The organism is Streptomyces sp. NBC_01689, assembly GCF_036250675.1.
Taxonomy (GTDB): Bacteria; Actinomycetota; Actinomycetes; order Streptomycetales; family Streptomycetaceae; genus Streptomyces.
On sequence record NZ_CP109592.1, the window covers coordinates 3,484,043 to 3,501,756 of the forward strand.

General features: G+C 73.8%; 14 protein-coding genes. 7 read left to right on the top strand and 7 right to left on the bottom strand.

Annotated features, from left to right (window positions below; translation table 11 throughout):
* Positions 1-74: 74 nt before the first annotated feature.
* Positions 75-2,297: an ATP-dependent DNA helicase RecG gene (gene recG / locus OG776_RS14605; RefSeq protein WP_148010653.1), complete on the bottom strand. Its 2,223-nt coding sequence runs from the start codon at positions 2,295-2,297 to the stop codon at positions 75-77.
* Positions 2,298-2,463: 166 nt separating this feature from the next.
* On the opposite strand from recG, the gene OG776_RS14610 reads away from it, so the two are divergent.
* Entirely contained in the window at positions 2,464-4,302 is a 1,839-nt protein-coding gene (locus tag OG776_RS14610) for an HSP90 family protein (RefSeq protein ID WP_148010652.1), read from the top strand.
* Positions 4,299-7,298, top strand: a complete 3,000-nt coding sequence (locus tag OG776_RS14615; RefSeq protein ID WP_329321014.1) for a tetratricopeptide repeat protein — start codon at positions 4,299-4,301, stop codon at positions 7,296-7,298. The genes OG776_RS14610 and OG776_RS14615 overlap by 4 nt, the downstream gene beginning before the upstream one ends.
* 157 nt (positions 7,299-7,455) lie before the next feature.
* On the opposite strand, the gene OG776_RS14620 is transcribed toward OG776_RS14615, so the two are convergent.
* On the bottom strand, positions 7,456-9,243 hold the full coding sequence (locus OG776_RS14620; RefSeq protein WP_329321016.1) for a DAK2 domain-containing protein: 1,788 nt from the start codon (positions 9,241-9,243) through the stop codon (positions 7,456-7,458).
* Positions 9,244-9,504: 261 nt separating this feature from the next.
* Between OG776_RS14620 and rpmB the strand changes: the two genes are divergently transcribed.
* On the top strand, positions 9,505-9,690 hold the full coding sequence (gene rpmB, locus OG776_RS14625; RefSeq protein ID WP_003993230.1) for a 50S ribosomal protein L28: 186 nt from the start codon (positions 9,505-9,507) through the stop codon (positions 9,688-9,690).
* Between the two features lie 147 nt (positions 9,691-9,837).
* Here rpmB and OG776_RS14630 read toward each other — a convergent pair whose 3' ends face one another.
* Positions 9,838-10,803 carry a thiamine-phosphate kinase gene (locus OG776_RS14630; RefSeq protein ID WP_148010650.1) on the bottom strand — a complete coding sequence of 322 codons (966 nt, stop codon included), beginning with the start codon at positions 10,801-10,803 and terminating at the stop codon, positions 9,838-9,840.
* Between the two features lie 206 nt (positions 10,804-11,009).
* Here OG776_RS14630 and OG776_RS14635 point away from each other — a divergent pair, with 206 nt between their 5' ends.
* Together OG776_RS14635 and OG776_RS14640 are read left to right on the top strand one after the other, a co-directional pair.
* Entirely contained in the window at positions 11,010-11,243 is a 234-nt protein-coding gene (locus OG776_RS14635) for an Lrp/AsnC family transcriptional regulator (protein ID WP_003997603.1), read from the top strand.
* Positions 11,244-11,263: 20 nt separating this feature from the next.
* Entirely contained in the window at positions 11,264-11,758 is a 495-nt protein-coding gene (locus OG776_RS14640; RefSeq protein ID WP_148010649.1) for a DUF3515 domain-containing protein, read from the top strand.
* A 142-nt stretch (positions 11,759-11,900) separates the two neighbouring features.
* Here OG776_RS14640 and OG776_RS14645 read toward each other — a convergent pair whose 3' ends face one another.
* The 3 genes from OG776_RS14645 to OG776_RS14655 form a co-directional block, all read right to left on the bottom strand.
* Positions 11,901-13,058 (bottom strand): D-alanine--D-alanine ligase family protein, encoded by a 1,158-nt coding sequence (locus OG776_RS14645; protein ID WP_148010648.1) that lies wholly within the window; start codon positions 13,056-13,058, stop codon positions 11,901-11,903.
* A gap of 157 nt (positions 13,059-13,215) precedes the next feature.
* Positions 13,216-14,226, bottom strand: a complete 1,011-nt coding sequence (locus OG776_RS14650) for an NAD(P)H-dependent glycerol-3-phosphate dehydrogenase (protein WP_148010647.1) — start codon at positions 14,224-14,226, stop codon at positions 13,216-13,218.
* A complete protein-coding gene (locus OG776_RS14655; RefSeq protein WP_148010646.1) occupies positions 14,223-15,059 on the bottom strand; it encodes a lysophospholipid acyltransferase family protein in 837 nt (278 codons plus the stop codon). The genes OG776_RS14650 and OG776_RS14655 overlap by 4 nt, the downstream gene beginning before the upstream one ends.
* Positions 15,060-15,204: 145 nt before the next feature.
* On the opposite strand from OG776_RS14655, the gene cofC reads away from it, so the two are divergent.
* Both cofC and OG776_RS14665 read left to right on the top strand, forming a co-directional pair.
* Entirely contained in the window at positions 15,205-15,852 is a 648-nt protein-coding gene (cofC, locus tag OG776_RS14660; protein WP_148010645.1) for a 2-phospho-L-lactate guanylyltransferase, read from the top strand.
* A 921-nt stretch (positions 15,853-16,773) separates the two neighbouring features.
* On the top strand, positions 16,774-16,977 hold the full coding sequence (locus tag OG776_RS14665) for a hypothetical protein (protein WP_148010644.1): 204 nt from the start codon (positions 16,774-16,776) through the stop codon (positions 16,975-16,977).
* A gap of 92 nt (positions 16,978-17,069) precedes the next feature.
* Here OG776_RS14665 and OG776_RS14670 read toward each other — a convergent pair whose 3' ends face one another.
* Entirely contained in the window at positions 17,070-17,705 is a 636-nt protein-coding gene (locus OG776_RS14670) for an HU family DNA-binding protein (protein WP_148010643.1), read from the bottom strand.
* Positions 17,706-17,714: the final 9 nt, after the last annotated feature.

Genomic DNA, 17,714 nt, shown 5'->3' on the forward strand with positions numbered 1-17,714 from the left:
TCGCGCCTCCCCGCCTCGCGTCCGGGGAGCCCACCGGACCGTGTCCGCGGCTCCCCCACGCTCGGCGGGCCCGGTCAGCCCTTGTCGAGGTACTGCTCGCGCTCCTCGTCCAGGAGTGCCTCCAGGGCGGTGCGCAGGCCCGGGAGGCCGGTGAGCTCCGGGTCGGCGGCGACGACCTCGGCGGCCTCCTCACGGGCCTCCGCGATGATCTCCTCGTCCTCGATGACGGCGAGCATGCGCAGCGAGGAACGGACGCCGGACTGGGCCTGGCCCAGGACGTCGCCCTCACGGCGCTGTTCGAGGTCGATGCGGGAGAGCTCGAAGCCGTCGAGGGTGGACGCCACCGCGTCCAGCCGCCGGCGGGCCGGGCTCGCCTCGGGCATCTCGCTGACCAGCAGGCAGAGTCCGGCGGCGGAGCCGCGGCCCACCCGGCCGCGCAGCTGGTGGAGCTGGGAGACGCCGAAGCGGTCGGCGTCCATGATCACCATCGCTGTGGCGTTCGGCACGTTCACGCCGACCTCGATGACGGTCGTGGCGACCAGCACGTCGGCCTCGCCCGCGGTGAAGCGGCGCATCACGGCGTCCTTGTCGTCGGGCGGCATCCTGCCGTGCAGGACCTCGACCCGGAGTCCCTGGAGGGGGCCCTTGACGAGCTGCTGGGCGACGTCGAGGACGGCGAGCGGCGGGCGCTTCTCGGCCTCGTCCTCGGGGGACTTCTTCCTGCCCTTCTTCGGGTCGTCCTCCTCGTCCCCGATGCGGGGGCAGACCACGTACGCCTGATGGCCGTTCTCCACCTCCTCGCGCACGCGCTCCCAGGCGCGGGCGAGGAAGTGCGGCTTGTCCGCGGCGGGGACGACATGGCTGGCGATCGGCGAGCGCCCGGCGGGGAGCTGGTCGAGGACGGAGGTCTCCAGGTCGCCGAAGACGGTCATCGCGACCGTCCGGGGAATGGGCGTGGCGGTCATCACCAGGAGGTGCGGCGGCTGCTTGCCCTTGCCGCGCAGGGCGTCGCGCTGCTCGACGCCGAAGCGGTGCTGCTCGTCGACCACGACCAGGCCCAGGTCGTGGAACTGCACCTTGTCCTCGATCAGGGCGTGCGTGCCGATGACGATGCCGGCCTCGCCGGTGACCAGGTCGAGCAGTGCCTGCCGGCGCCCCGCCGCCCCCATGGAGCCGGTGAGCAGCACGACCTTGGTGGAGTGCTCGGCGGCGCCCAGCGTGCCGCCCTCGGCCAGCTCCCCCATCATCTCGGTGACCGACCGGTGGTGCTGCTGCGCGAGCACCTCGGTGGGCGCGAGCATCACGGCCTGCCCGCCCGCGTCGACGGTGGCGAGCATGGCGCGCAGGGCCACCATCGTCTTGCCGGAACCGACTTCTCCCTGGAGCAGCCGGTGCATCGGGTGCTCGGTCGCCAGGTCGTCGAAGATCTCCTTGGAGACCTTCTGCTGGCCCTCGGTGAGGGTGAAGGGCAGCTTGGCGTCGAAGGCGGTGAGCAGGCCGTCCGGCCGGGGTCTGCGGGCCGCCGCGGGGAGTTGGGCGTCGGCGTGCCGGCGGCGGGCGAGCGCCACCTGGAGGACGAAGGCCTCGTCCCACTTGAGGCGGGCCCGCGCGTCGCCGATGTCGGCCTTGGTGTGCGGGCGGTGGATCTTCAGCAGGGCCTCGGGCAGGGAGACCAGGCCCCGGCCCTCGCGCAGGGCGTCCGGCAGCGGGTCGACGGCCTCCTGGGCGCTGGGCAGCACCGTCTGCACGGCCTTGGCGATCTTCCAGGACTCCAGCTTGGCGGTGGCCGGGTAGATCGGGATGAGCGCGCCCGCCCAGGAGTCGACGCTCTCGGCGGCGGCCGTGTCGTCGGCGCCGTCGCCGCGCAGCGGTTCGTACGCCGGATGGGCCAGCTGGAGGCGGTGGTTGAAGACGGAGACCTTGCCCGAGAACATGGCGCGGGTGCCGGGCAGCAGGTCCTTGTGGGGTTTGTGCACGCCGTTGCCGAAGAAGACCAGCTGGAGGCGTCCGCTGCCGTCCGTGATGGTCACCTCCAGCCGCTGGCCCTTGCCGCGGGGCGCCTTGGACGAGGCGAAGGTGAGCAGGCGCGCGTCGGCGACCTGGGCGACCACCGTCACGTGCTCGTCCATGGGCAGGTCGGCGAGATGGGTGAGCTGACCGCGCTCCTCGTATCTGCGCGGATAGTGGTGCAGGAGATCACCGACGGTGTGCAGGCCGAGGTGCTCGGCCATCACCTTCGCGGTGGGGGGACCGAGCACCTTCTTCAGTGGTTCATCGAGCGCGGGCACGAGATCCATTGCACACCACCGCACCGACAATGCCGTATACGTCCTCGAAATCCGCTGGTCAGACGGCTCGTTCCGGGCCTAGGATGACGCGCTCCGGATCTCTTCGCGGTCACCGTCCGCCGGGACCGCCCGACCCCGCGCCGTCGCCCGTCCCCCCACCCTCGGCGCAGCGACGATGGACTCCCAGACCTCACAGCCCTCCCCGGCATCCCCGGCACCCCATTCGTTCCAGGTCGACCTGCGTGGTCTGGTGGACCTGCTCTCCCATCACCTGTACTCGAGCCCCAAGGTCTATCTGCGCGAACTGCTGCAGAACGCGGTGGACGCGATCACCGCCCGGCGTGCCGAGCAGCCGGACGCGCCCGCCACCGTGCGGCTGCACGCGGCGGACGGCACCCTGCGGGTGGAGGACTCCGGCGTCGGGCTCACCGAGTCCGACGTGCACAGCCTCCTCGCGACGATCGGCCGCAGCTCCAAGCGGGACGACGGCATCCAGGCGGCCCGCTCCGACTTCCTGGGGCAGTTCGGCATCGGCCTGCTGGCCTGCTTCGTGGTCGCCGAGCGCATCCGGGTCGTCAGCCGCAGCGCCCGGACGCCCGACGCGGCGCCCGTGGAGTGGACGGCGACCGACGACGGTTCGTACACCGTGCGCACGCTGCCGCACGAGGCCCGTCCCGAACCGGGCACCACCGTGCACCTGGTGGCGCGCGCCGGAGCCGGCGAGTGGCTCACCGAGGAGCGGGTGCGGTCCCTGGCCCGCGACTTCGGCGCCCTGCTGCCCTACGACGTGCGCGTCGGCGACGAGGCGATCGCGGACCTTCCCGCGCCCTGGGACCGCCCGTACCCGAGCCCCGCCACCCGCAGGGTGGCCCTGGCCCGGCACTGCCGTGAGCTGTTCGGCTTCACCCCGCTGGACTCGGTCGAGCTGAACGTGCCGCTCGCCGGGGTGCGGGGCGTCGCGTACGTCCTGCCGACCGCGGTCAGCCCCGCGCAGCGGGCGAGCCACCGGGTGCACCTCAAGGGCATGCTGCTGACCGAGCGGGCCGAACAGCTGCTGCCCGACTGGGCGTTCTTCGTGCGCTGCGTCCTGGACACCGACAGCCTGCGGCCCACCGCGTCGCGCGAGTCGCTCTACGAGGACGAGACCCTGGCGGCGGTGCGCGAGGCCCTCGGCGAGCGCATCCGGTCGTGGCTGACGGGACTCGCCGCGGGCGACCCGGAGCGGCTGGCGGCCTTCCTCTCCGTCCACCACCTGGGCGTGAAGTCACTGGCCCGGCACGACAAGGGAATGCTGCGGACGATGCTGCCGTGGCTGCCCTTCGAGACGACCGACGGACGCCTGTCCCTGGAGGAGTTCGCGCAGCGCCACCCGGTGGTGCACTTCACGCGCACGGTGGAGGAGTACCGCCAGGTCGCGCCCATCGCCTCCGCGCAGGGCATCGGCGTCGTCAACGGCGGCTACACCTACGACAGCGAGCTGGTGGAGGCGCTGCCCTCGGTCCGTCCGGGCTCGGTGGTCGCGGAGCTGGACGCCGACACCGTGACCGCGCACCTGGACGCCGTGGACCCGGCCGAGGAACTGGCCCTGTCGGGCTTCCTGGCGGCAGCGCGGGCCCGGCTCGACCCGCTGGGCTGCGACGTGTCGCTGCGCGCGTTCCATCCGCTCTCGGTCCCGGCCCTGCACCTGGACGACCGGGCCGCCCGCCACGAGCAGGCCCGCGCGGAGGCCGAGGAGCAGGCCGACGACCTGTGGGCGGGCATTCTGGGTTCGCTGCGCGGCAGCGCCCCGCGCGCGCGTCTGGTGCTCAACCATCTCAACCCGCTGATCCGGCGGATCAGCTCGCTCGACGACCCCGAGCTGATCGGCACCGCCACGGAGTCCCTCTACGGTCAGGCCCTCCTGATGGCACAGCGCCCGCTGCGGCCCGCCGACTCGGCGCTCCTCAACCGCGCGTTCATCGGCCTTCTGGAATGGGCCACCCACACCGACCCCGGAGAGGACGACCGCCGATGAGCGGCCCGGCGATGGACTTCGACACCCTGCGCCAGGCGATGGGGGACAACTACGAGCAGCCGGAGGGACCCGCCCGCAACGCGCGCGCGGAGCAGCTGCTCGCCGAGGCGGAGAAGCTGGACATCCCGCTCGCCGTGATCGAGGCGCTCGGACACCAGCTGAAGGTCTACAACTACAGCTCCGAGAAGGACAAGATGTTCGTCCCCTTCGCGCGCCTGCTGCGCCTGTGGGACGAACACCCCGAGGACTTCGACGAGTACGAGATCCACTCGCTGCACTGGGTCTTCAAGTGGATGTCGGCCGGCATGCTCGACCAGCCGCACATCCCGCTCGCCTCCATAGAGAAGTGGCTCGGCGAGATGGAGTACCGCTACCGGCTCGCCGGTCACTCCGAACGTGCCGTGCGCGGGGCCGAGTTCAGCGTCGCCGCGCACCTGGGGGATCTGGAGCGCGCGGAGCGGGCGTATGCCGCCTGGCTCGCCGCCGACCGGGACAGCATGGCCGACTGCCACGCGTGCGAACTGCACAGCCAGGGCTGGTGGCGCGCCGAGCGCGACGCCGACACGGAGGCGCTGGAACTGTGGCGCCCGGTCCTGGAGGGCGAGCACAGCTGCGCCCACGAGCCGCACACCGTGCTGGCCTCCTCCCTTGTCCCGCTGCTGCGTCTGGGCCGCCCGGAGGAGGCCCGCGCCCATCATCTCCGGGGGCTGCGTCTGGTGCGTCCCATGGAGAGCATGCGCGCGGCCTACGCGGACCACGTGGAGTTCTGCGCGCTGTCGGGGAACGAGGCCCGCGCCCTGGAGCTGCTCGCCGAGCGGCCCGCCTACTTCACCGACTCGGGCGACCCGCGCAGCAAGCTCGACTACCTGGCCGTCACCGCGCTGGTGATGGACCGCCTGACCGGGCTCGGCCTCGGCGGACGGACGGTGCCCGGACCGGCCGGGCGCACCTGGACCGCGGACGAACTCGCCGTCCACGCGCGTGTGGAGGCCCTTTCCCTCGCGGCGCGCTTCGACGCGCGCAACGGCACGTCGTACGTCAGCGAGCGGGCCCGGGCGCGCATGGACCGGCGTCCGCTGGTGGACCGGCTGCCGCTCGGCGTGCGCTCGGCACGGCAGGCGCCGAAGACGGCGGCAGCGGACGCGCCGCCGCGTCCCGGGACGGCAGCGGACGGGACGGGTCCGGCGGCGGGCGAGGGCTCGCAACCCACTGCCGGGTCCGGCCTGCCCGCGCTGCTCGCCGAGGCGCGTCGGCTGTCGCAGTCCCGCAGCCCGGACGCCGTTGCGGCCTGGGCGGCGGTCTCGCGGGCCGCCGAGGGCCGGGAGCTGGAGATCCGTGACCGTGCGGAGATCGCCGACCACGCGGCGATGGAGCGCGGGCCCGAGGGCATCGCTCTCTTCCACGAGGCCGCGGACCTGTACGACGCGGCGGGCGACCCCGGTGAGGCGCTCGCCGCCCGGGCCCGGGCCGCCTACGTCCTCGCCCTCGTCGGCGGGGCCGAGGAGGCGCTGGCGACCGTCACGGGGTTGCGCGAGCGGGCGCTCGCACTGTTCGCGGACGGCGGGACGGGGGTGTCGCAGACGGCGTCCGTGCTGGTGGGACGGGCCCGGATCCTGGTGCACCGGGTGCAGGAGGACGGCGAACCGGACGGGTCCGGGGCGGCCGACCGGGCCGGGGCCGCCGAGTCCGCGGTACGGGAGTTGCTGGCGTTCGCCGAGCCGCATGCCGCGGACGTACGAATGGCCTCGCGGGCCGCGGAGGCACAGGCGATGCTCGGCGAGCTCGCGGCGCACTCCGGGGACGCCGCGACGGCCGCCGAGCTGCTCGGGCGGGCGGCCGAGGCGTTCGTGGCGGCCGGGCTGCCGTGGTTCGCCGTGGAGTACGAGTCCCGGCTCGCCGGGATCGCCCGGCACCTGGACGACGTGGAGGGTGCCGAGCGGGCGGCGCGGGCCGCGCTGGAGCACGGCGGGTCCCGCCTGGAACCGATGGGCCAGGCGCAGCTGCACCTCCAGCTCGCCGAGATCCTCGGCGGGACCGAGCAGGTCGCGGCCGCCGCGGACCACGCCCTGGAGGCCGCGCACTGGGCCGACGAGGCGGGTCAGGGGCCGACGCTCGGCGCCTGGGCGCGCCACCAGCTGGGCGGGTTCCTGCTCCGGCAGGAGCGTTGGGCCGAGGCCGCGGAGATCCTGGAGTCGGCGCTGCCCGATCTCACCGCCGACATGCACGGCGACGGCGCGCTCGTGCAGACCCGGTGGTGGCTCGGCGACTGCCTCACCGAGCTGGGCGAACACCGGGCCGCGGCCGAACACTGGCTGCGGGCCGCGGACGTCGCCCGGCACTGGCCCGAGCAGCGCGACCACGCGATGCTCGCCCATCTCGCCGCCGAGGCGCTCGGCCGCGCCGGGCTGCCCGCCGAGGCGGAGCGGGCCTACGCGCGGGCCGGCGACCTGTGGCGGGAGCTCGGCAACACGCACGCGCTGGTCCGGTCGCTGCGCGCCCGGGCCTGGGTCGCGCTGCGGACGGAAGCGGGGCTGGACGGCGCGCGGGAGCTGATGGCGACGGCGGTGCGGGAGTGCGAGGAGGGGGTGGGGGCCGTCTCCGCGGCGGACGAACAGGACCCGCGGGCAGCGCTCCGGCTGGTCTCGGAACTCGGCCACACCCACCGGCAGTTCGGCGACCTCGTCGCGCGGTCCGTCACCGACGGCACGGAGGAGGACGTCGCGCGGGAGCGTTTCGAGCAGGCGTTGGACCGGCTCACGAGCGCCGTGTCGGTGTTCGCGTCCCTGGGCGGCGAGGCGCTCCACGCGCGGACCGGGGCCGAGCTCGGAGCGGGGTGGCTGGAGGCTGATCTGCGGCGGCCCGGTGCCGCGGTGGAGCGGGCGCGGGGGGTTCTTTCCGCGTACGCCGGGGCGGCGGAGGGGGACGAGGTCGTGGGAGCGCGGCGGGCCGAGGCGGAGAACCTGCTGCGGGTGGTGGAGGAGCGGGCGGAGGACTGAGGGCTCGTCCTCACGCGCCGCCCCGGCGTACGCGGCCCGTCCGGCGCCTGAGTGACGAGGCCGTCCAGGCCGGACGGGGGTCCGGGGGCGGAGCCCCCAGGTACGGGACGGGTAGGGGTGGCGGGGGCGAGAACCCCCGGGGCACGGACGCGCCGCGCTACTCCACCCCGATCAGCAGCAGCGCCCCCTGCCGCCCCCCTCGGTACACCACCGTGTCGACCGCCAAGTACGTCTCCCTGACCCGCGATTCGAGGCGCCCGGCGATCTCGCCGGGCGCCTCGTCGCCCAGGACCAGCGTCACCATCTCGCCCCCCGCGGCGAGCATCCGGTCGATGACGGCCTCGGCCGTCGCGGCGACGTCCACCCCGATCACGGCCACGTCCCCCTCGATGAGACCGAGCACGTCCCCGGCCTGGCAGATGCCCGCCATGGTCCAGGACTGCCGCTCGGCGACGGCGACCTCGGCGTAGCGGGTGGCACCGGCCGCCGAGGTCATGGCGACGACGTCCTCGTCGAAGCGCCTGCCCGGCTCGTGCACGGCCAGCGCGGCGATGCCCTGGACCGCGGAGCGGGTCGGGATCAGCGCGACCCGGACCCCGTCCGTACGGGCCTGCTCGGCCGCGGCGGCCGCGGTGTGCCGCAGGTCGGCGTCGTTGGGCAGCAGTACCACCTCGCGCGCGTGGGCCCGCCGGACGGCGTCCACGAGTTCCCCGCTGGCGGGCGGCTCACCGGGCCGCGCGAGCACGGTGGTCGCACCGGCCTCGGCGTACAGCCCGGCCAGTCCCTCGCCGGGCACCACCGCGACGACGGCCCGCTGCGCAGGCTCCCGGGGCGGCAGCCCCGCCGCACCGGCGGTGTGCGCGTCGCCGAGCCCGAAGTGCGTGATCCGGATGCGGTGGGGCCGCCCGGCCTCCACGCCCGCCTCCACCGCGGCGCCCGCGTCGTCCACATGGACGTGGACGTTCCACAGCCCGTCCCCGCCGACGACCACGAGCGAGTCCCCGAGGCGGTCGAGCCGCTCCCGCAACCGCGTCACGGCCGCGTCCTCCGCGTCCAGCAGGTAGATGACCTCGAAGGCGGGCCCGCCGTCGTCCGGCCGGTCCTCCGCGCAGCCGGGGCCGGCTTCGTCGCCGTAGGGGGTCCCGGCACCGGCTCCGTCCCCGGGGGCGCGGCCGGCACCGGTGGCGGCGGCCTCGGTCACCGGACCGGCGGCCACGGCCACCCGCGTGTGTGGCTCCCCGAGTGCCCATCCGGTCCGCGGGGACTCCCCCGTGAACGTCTCCACGAGGGCCGCCAGCACCGCCACCAGGCCCCGCCCGCCCGCGTCGACGACACCGGCCCGGGCCAGTACGGCGAGCTGGCGGGGGGTCGCGACGAGGGCCGTCCGGGCTCCCTCGTAGGCCGCGCGGGCGACCGTGCCGCAGTCCCCCTCGGCGCCTTCGGCCGCTCGGGCGGCGGCCGCGGCGACCGTGAGGACCGTGCCCTCGACCGGGTGCGCGACGGCGTCGCGCGCGGAGTCGGCGGCCTGGCGCAGGGCGAGCCGGAGGCCCTCCGCGTCGGTGTGCGCGCCCCGCGCGTCCGCGGCCAGCACCAGGGCCATTCCACGCAGCAGCTGCGCGAGGATCGTGCCGGAGTTGCCGCGGGCCCCGATCAGCGCCCCGTGCGCCATCGCCCGCACGGCGTCGGCGAGCGTGGGCCGCCCGTCCCCCGCGTCCGCCCGGCCGCCGTCCGCGGCGGTCACCGTGGCGTGGCCCGCGAAGACCGCCTCCACCGCCGCCGTCGCCGACTCCACCGTCAGATAGAGGTTCGTCCCGGTGTCGCCGTCGGCCACCGGGTAGACATTGATGGCGTCGATCTCCTCGCGGGCCCGCCCCAGGGCCTCCAGCGCGAGGCCGCACCAGGTGCGCACCGCGAGAGCATCCAATGTCTGCGGCACCTGCGGCACCTGCGCCTCCTTGAGCTGCTGGACGTGGGACGCAGCGTAGACCCAGAGCGGGTTACTGACGGTAGTGGGTCCGGTGGACGGCCGGGGCGGGCCCTCGGGCGGGTCATGGTAGTTTCGTTCTCCGGACGCAGTCGTTGTATGCTGCTCCAGTTGCCCGATTCCGATCGGGTCTTCCCCCTGGCACCGCCACTCAGATCCTAGATCTTGATCCCGGCATGCCGGGATCCACCGTAAGTGCATCTGAAGTCTTTGGAGTGACCCGTGGCTGCCAACTGCGACGTCTGCGGCAAGGGGCCGGGCTTCGGCAACAACATCTCGCACTCGCACCGCCGTACGTCCCGCCGCTGGAACCCCAACATCCAGCGTGTTCGTACCGTGGTGGGCGGGACGCCGAAGCGCGTGAACGCTTGCACCTCGTGCATCAAGGCCGGCAAGGTTTCGCGCTGACAACCGCCAGCGCGCGGCCACTGCTGGTTCGCTTGCACTGAACCCGTCCACCTCACGGTGGGCGGGTTTTTTGCCGTCCGCGCCCGGACCCGTCACGGGGCGGAGCGGCGCACGCCCCCGGCGCGCACCGCAGCGGTCCCGGCCGTCTCAGGACTCGATGTCGCCGAAGTGGTCCCAGCCGCCCTTGCTGGTCCAGGGTGCGCCGTCCACCGTGACCTGCGGCAGCGCGGAGGGGTTGAGGACCTCGCCGATCACCTTCCAGCGCGCGGGCAGCTTCACGTCCGGCGGGAAGGCCGCGACGATCGCGTGGTCCTCGCCACCGGTGAGCACCCACTGGATGGGGTCGACGCCGACGGCCTGGCCGATGTCGTTCATCTGCGACGGGATGTCGATGGCGCCCGAGCGGATGTCGATCCTGACCTTGCTGGCCTCGGCGATGTGCCCCAGGTCGGCGATCAGCCCGTCGCTCACGTCGCACATCGCCGTCGCGCCGAGCCCGGCGGCCGCGGGGCCCGCGTGGTACGGCGGTTCGGGGCGCCGGTGCGCCTCGACGAAGGCCCGCGGCGAACGGAAACCGCGGGAGAGCACCGCGTGACCGGCCGCCGACCAGCCCAGCCAGCCCGTCACGGCGATCACGTCACCGGGTCGTGCGCCGCCCCGGGTCACCGGCTCGTGGTTGCGGAGATCGCCGAGCGCGGTGATCGCGACGGTGATGGTGTCGCCCCGTACGACGTCGCCGCCGACCACGGCCGCCCCGGCGACCTGGCACTCGTCCCGCAGCCCGTCCATCAGCTCGGACGGCCAGGTGGCCGGCAGTTCGGCCGGGACGACGAGACCGAGCAGCAGCGCGGTCGGTACGGCACCCATCGCGGCGATGTCCGCGAGGTTCTGCGCGGCCGCCTTGCGCCCCACGTCGTAGGCCGTCGACCAGTCCCGGCGGAAGTGCCGTCCCTCCAGGAGGATGTCGGTGCTCGCCACGACCCTGCGGTCGGGCGCGGCCACCACCGCGGCGTCGTCGCCGGGGCCGACCCGGACCGCCGGGGTGGTGGTGAGACGCGAGGTGAGCTCCTTGATGAGCCCGAACTCCCCCAACTCGCCCACGGTGCCCTTCATCGTCGTACTGCTCCCTCTGCCGCCACCGGTGCCCGGTCGCGAGCCGTCTCTGTCCTCGGTACGGTCGAGTTGACCGTCAACTTGTGCAGTCCGCGCACCCCGGCGCGCAAGCCCCGGTCACCGCGGGTCTCCCCGTGGCGAGCGGCGACGCGATACCGTGGCGTTCCTTTTCCCCACATGATCCTCGTGGCCGCCCTGGAGGTTCCGTGGTACAGGCGTACATCCTGATCCAGACGGAGGTCGGCAAAGCGTCGACCGTCGCCGAGACGATCAGCAAGATCCCGGGGGTGATCCAGGCCGAGGACGTGACAGGACCGTACGACGTGATCGTGCGGGCCCAGGCCGACACCGTGGACGATCTCGGCCGCATGGTGGTCGCGAAAGTCCAGCAAGTGGATGGCATCACCCGCACTCTGACCTGCCCGGTGGTGCACCTCTAGCCCCCGTCTACCCTTGGCCGGTGAACTCTTCCCGTCACCGGCACACCACTCTTCTCGGGCTGCCCGTTCTCGCCCTGCTGATCTCCGTCACGGGCTGCTCCTCAGCAGACGACGGCGCCTCGGCCGTGGTTCCCGGTGCGGACGCGAAGGTCTCCGCGCTGTGCCGGAACCTGGACGAGGCGCTGCCGAAGAAGGTGGACGGCCTCGACCGGAACGATCCCGAGCCCCGGTCCGCGCTGACCGCGGGCTGGGGAAGCCCGGCGATCATACTGCGCTGTGGTGTCCGACGGCCCTCGAAGATGGACGACGGGGACGCGCTCAGCGGCGAGGTGAACGGCGTCGGCTGGCTGATCGAGAAGCAGGGCGACGGCGCGTACCGCTTCACGAGCAGCCTGCGCCGGGCGTACGTCGAGGTCACCGTGCCGGCGAAGTGGGCCCGGCGGGACGGTTCGGCCGCGCTCGTGGATCTGGCGGCCTCCGTCAAGAAGGCGATCCCCGAAGGAATCGCCGACTGAGACACGCGGGTGGGACAGGGGTGCGGACACGGGGACCGGCGGAGGCCGTGCGAGCGGCCCGGACGGGACCTGCCGGACCGGCGGGTCCGGGCCGCCAGGACCGCGGGCGTGCCGTCCGGTCCCCCGGTCCCGGCCCGGGAGATCAGCGCAGGCCGGTGGAACGCCGCAGCGCCGCCTGCACCAGGAGGTCGACCAGCTCCGGGTAGTCGACCCCGGTCTCCTCCCACATCCGCGGGTACATGGAGATCGGCGTGAAGCCCGGCATGGTGTTGATCTCGTTGATCACGAACTCGCCGTCCTCGGTGAGGAAGAAGTCCGCGCGGACGAGGCCTTCGCAGGACGCCGCGTCGAACGCCTCGACCGCCAGGCGCCGCACCTCGGCGGTCTGCTCCTCGGTGAGCGGCGCGGGCACGATGCCCGGGGCCGAGTCGATGTACTTCGCCTCGAAGTCGTAGAAGTCGTGGGACTGCACCGGAGGGATCTCGGCCGGCACGCTGGCGCGCGGGCCGTCCTCGAACTCCAGGACCCCGCACTCGATCTCGCGGCCGCGCAGCAGCGCCTCCACGATGATCTTCGGGTCGTGGCGCCGGGCCTCCTCGAACGCCTCGTCGAGGCCCTCGAAGGAGTCGACCTTGGTGATGCCGAACGAGGAACCGGCGCGGGCGGGCTTGATGAACAGCGGCCAGCCGTGCTCACCCGCGAACTCGGCGACCCGCTTGCGGGCACCGGCCGGGTCGAGCTCCCACTCCCGGGGACGGATCACCGTGTACGGGCCCACCTTCAGCCCGAAGGAGGTGAACACCCGCTTCATGTACTCCTTGTCCTGGCCGACGGCCGAGGCGAGCACGCCCGAACCGACGTACGGGACCCCGGAGAGCTCCAGGAGGCCCTGGAGGGTGCCGTCCTCGCCGTAGGGGCCGTGCAGCACGGGGAAGACGACGTCGACCTCGCCCAGGGCCTTGGGGACCGATCCGGGCTCGCTGTAGACGACTTCGCGGTTGGAGGGGTCGACGGGCAGGATCACGCCGCCCTCGTCCGACTCCGCGAGGAGGTCCACGCTCGGCTGCTGCCGGTCGACGATGGCCATCCGCTCCGGCTCGTCGGCGGTGAGCGCCCAACGGCCGTCCAGGGTGATGCCGATCGGAAGGACGTCGTACTTCGTCCGGTCGATGGCGCGCAGGACGGCGCCGGCCGTGACCACGGAGATCCCGTGTTCGGAGCTGCGGCCGCCGAAGACGACGGCCACGCGCGGCTTGCGAGGCGGCTGCTCAGGGCTCTGGGGGAGGTTCTCGGTGCTCATATCGCGTTGAGAGTACCCGGTGGTAGCGGGCTGAGTCAGCGCCCCGCGGCGGCCGTTGCTCAGCGTCGCGCGAGTGGTCGCACAGCGTTGGCACCGGGCGCCGCGGGAGCCGTCGCGAAGCGCCGTCCGGCCGGTGGCGCGGCGGCGCCGCGGCGGCTCAGCGGCGCTCGGCCTTCGCGCTGCGCGACATCAGTTCCTTGAGCGCGACGACCGGCGGCTTGCCCTCGTGGACGATGCCGACGACCGTCTCCGTGATGGGCATGTCGACGCCGTGCCGGCGGGCCAGATCCAGCACGGACTCGCAGGACTTGACGCCCTCGGCGGTCTGCCTGGTGACGGCGATGGTCTCCTGCAGGGTCATCCCCCTGCCCAGGTTGGTGCCGAAGGTGTGGTTGCGCGAGAGGGGCGACGAGCAGGTGGCGACGAGGTCGCCGAGGCCCGCCAGCCCGGCGAAGGTCAGCGGGTCGGCGCCCATGACGAGGCCGAGCCGGGTGGTCTCGGCGAGCCCGCGGGTGATGAGCGATCCCTTGGCGTTGTCGCCGAGGCCCATCCCGTCCGCGATGCCGACGGCGAGACCGATGACGTTCTTGACCGCGCCGCCGAGCTCGCAGCCCACCACGTCGGTGTTGGTGTAGGGCCGGAAGTACGGGGTGTGGCAGGCGGCCTGGAGGCGCTGGGCGACCGCTTCGGAGGTGCAGGCGACCACGGCGGCGGCCGGCATCCGGGCGGCGATCTCCCGCGCGAGGTTGGGCCCCGTGACGACGGCGACACGGTCCGGGCCGACCTTGGCGACGTCCTCGATCACTTCGCTCATCCGCATGGCGGAGCCGAGTTCGACGCCCTTCATGAGGGAGACGAGCACGGTGTCCGGCTCCAGCAGCGAGACCCAGTCGGCGAGGTTGGCGCGCAGGGTCTGGGAGGGCACCGCGAGCACGGTGAAGTCGGCGTCGCGCGCGGCCTCGGCGGCGTCGGTGGTGGCCCGCAGATTCCCGGGGAGCTCGACGCCCGGCAGGTAGTCCGGGTTCATGTGCGTGGAGTTGACCGCTTCGGCGAGTTCCGCGCGGCGCCCCCAGAGGGTGACCTCGCACCCCGCGTCGGCGAGCACCATGCCGAAGGCCGTGCCCCACGACCCGGACCCGAAGACGGCCGCCTTGACGGGCTTGCTCACGTGCCCTGCCCCTCTTCGCGCTCCGTCCGCACCGGCGCCGCCCCCGCGGTGTCGGCCGGGGCCTGGGCGTCCGCCCGTACCTGCGCCTGGGCCTTCTCCTGGGCCGCGGTCCGCCGGCGCTGCTCGATCCGCACCTGACGGGGGTCGTAGGGCGTCTCGGGCGCCTTCTCGCCGCGGATCTCCTCCAGCAGCCGGGTCACGGCGGCCATGATGACCTCGGTGGCCTCTTTGAGGAGGTCCGGGCTCATCTCCTTGCCGTAGAAGCGCGAGAGGTCCACCGGGGGTCCCGCGAGCACGTGGTGGGTCTTGCGCGGAAGGAGGTGGGGCTTCTTGGCGTACGGCGGGAGCAGTTCGTTGGCGCCCCACTGGGCGACCGGGATCACCGGGCACCGGGTCTGCAGGGCGACCCGCGCGGCGCCGGTCTTGCCGGTCATCGGCCAGCCGTCGGGGTCGCGCGTGAGGGTGCCCTCGGGGTAGAACGCGACGCACTCGCCGCGCTCCACGGCGTCGATCGCGGCCCGGAAGGCGCTCAGCGCGTCGGTGCTCTCGCGGTAGACGGGGATCTGCCCGGTGCCGCGCATCGCGGCCCCCACGAACCCCTTGCGGAAAAGCCCGGCCTTCGCCAGGAATCGCGGAACGCGCCCGGTGTTGTACTGATAGTGGGCATACGCGAACGGGTCCACATGCGAATTGTGGTTCACCGCGGTGATAAATCCGCCCTCGGCCGGAATGTTCTCCATCCCACGCCAGTCCCGCTTGATCAGAACCACGAGCGGCGGTTTGCAGAGAACCGCTGCGAAGCGGTACCAGAAGCCGATTCTGCGGCGGGGCACGCGGGCACCTTCCTCTTTGGGCCTGGGGGGCCGCACAAGTGTCGCCCCAGGCCGCCAGTCTGTCGAGAACACCGTACGCCCCGACGTCCGGACCGCCAGGGCCACCGGGTCACAATGGGCGCGACAAGGCAGGAACGGAGCGCCCGTGCGTTGGACGTTGGTGGTACCTCTCAAACCCCTTGCGCGGGCCAAGAGCAGGCTCTCGGACACCGCCGCCGACGGAGTGCGCCCGGGACTCGCCCTCGCGTTCGCGCAGGACACCGTGGCCGCCGCGCTGGCCTGCGCGGCGGTCCGTGATGTGGCGGTCGTCACGGACGACGTACTGGCCGGGCGGGAACTGGCCGCGCTCGGGGCACGGATCGTCCCGGACGAGCCCGGCGGCGGCCTGAACGCCGCGCTGGCGCACGCGGCGGCCGTCGTGCGCGCCCACCGCCCCGCATGCGCGGTGGCCGCCCTGAACGCCGATCTGCCCGCACTGCGCCCCCTGGAATTGGGCCGGGTACTCGACGCCGCGGCGGAATTCCCGCGCGCTTTTCTCGCCGACGCGGCGGCAATCGGGACCACGCTGCTCGCCGCCTCGCCGGGCCGTGAATTGCGCCCCGCTTTCGGTACGGATTCCCGCGCCCGGCATCGCGCCTCGGGAGCGGTGGAACTCCACCTCTCGGCGGTGGAATCCGTGCGCCAGGACGTCGACACCGGGGACGACCTGCGCGCGGCACTCGCCCTGGGCGTGGGCCCGCGGACGGCCGCGGTGGCGGCGGGGCTCCTCATCCCGGGACAGCCCGGCACCTGAATCCCGGGACGACCCGGTACCGCGACGCCGCGCGCCGCCTCCGGACCGGCCCGCGACGCCGACCGCACCGGCCGGCCCGCGGCTCCCCGGCCTCGGCCGGCGGGCCCGTCCCCGGGTCCGGCCCGTGGATCCGGCTCACGGGCTCCCGGGGTCGCCCCTCGGGGCCGTGCCGGTGCACGAGTGGCCGGGGAGGCCGGCCCCCGCGAGCGGCCTGACACGAGGCCGGTACGGGACGGGGGGGCCGCACCGTACGAGCCGGGGAGGCGCTCCGACGCCGACCCGCAGGCTCCCGGTACCCGGTTCGCGGTGCACGCACCGACACCGCGCCGGTGGGGCCCACCGCGCGACGACCGCGTCCGGGCCCCGGACTCCCTGAGCGCCGCGCCCCGGTACGACCTCCCGGGCCGGCACACACCACCACGCACCGTCCCCGGACGGATCTCCGAGACTCCGCCACCGGCCGCGCGGAGTCCTCACCCGGAACGCGCGACGGCTCCCGCCGACCGTCCCCGTCCCCGGCTCCGCCGCATCACCGCGACCACGACCAACGCCACGGCCGCAAGGCCGTCCGCCCATCACACCCCGGCACTTGGCACCCGGTTCGGCGACCACCCCTCGAACAGTCCGCCACCGGCCACGGACCCGTGGCACCCGACCGGGCCCGAGCGCGGAACCCCGGGGCCCCGCGCGCCAAGACCCCGGGCGACCGGCCACACCCGCCGCCAAGCCCTCGCCCCACCGCGCGGGGACCGCGGTTCCGGTCCGCGCGGCCCGCAAGCGCGGACGCGTCCACGGCCCTTCGGCACCGTGCGGGCCCACGGCCCCCCTCCGTCGGCGTGACCCCGGCTCCCCGCTGCCGCGCCCCCTTCCAGTCCCCCGGTACGCGCCCGCGGTGGGACAACTGCTCGATAAGCTCTCGGCATGCAGGCGACCGCGTACACGTACGACCCCGAGACCCGTAGCGGGCAGGTGCTGCTCGACGACGGCACCCCCGTGCCCTTCGACGGGGCGGCGTTCGACGCCGGCGGGCTGCGGCTGCTGCGCCCCGGGCAGCGCGTACGCATCGAGACCGAGGGCGACGGCGCCGCACGGCGGATCACCCTCGTGACGCTCCAGACCTTCTGACCGGGCCCGCCTGACCGGACCCGGACACGCCGCGGGCCGGGCTCCCCGTGGGAGCCCGGCCCGGCGCGTGTGTTGCCCTGCGCCCCTGCTTCTCAGCGGGCGGTGGCCTTCTTGGCGGTCGTCTTGCGAGCCGTCGACTTCTTGGCGGGGGCCTTCTTGGCCGGGGCCTTCTTGGCGGTGGCCTTCTTCGCCGTCGTCTTCTTCGCCGCGACCTTCTTCGCCGTCGCCGTGGTCTTCTTGGCGGTGGCCTTCTTCGCCGTCGTCTTCTTCGCCGCGGCGGTGGTGGTCTTCTTCGCGGCGGTCTTCTTCACGGCCGCGGTGGTCTTCTTGGCCGTCGCCTTCTTGGCGGTGGTGGCCTTCTTGGCCGCGGCCTTCTTGACGGTGGCCGAGGCGCCGCCCGAGAGGCTGCCCTTCGGGGCCTTCTTGACCGCCACGTCGTTCTTCGGGAGCTTCTTCGAGCCGCTCACCAGGTCCTTGAAGCCCTGACCGGCGCGGAAGCGCGGCACAGAGGTCTTCTTGACCCGAACGCGCTCACCCGTCTGCGGGTTGCGGGCGTAACGAGCCGGACGGTCGACCTTCTCGAAGGAACCGAAGCCGGTGACCGAGACCCGGTCCCCGCCGACAACTGCACGGACGATGGCGTCCAGTACGGCGTCGACCGCGTCGGCGGCCTGCTGACGCCCGCCGACCTTGTCGGCAATCGCTTCTACGAGCTGCGCCTTGTTCACGTCTTCCCC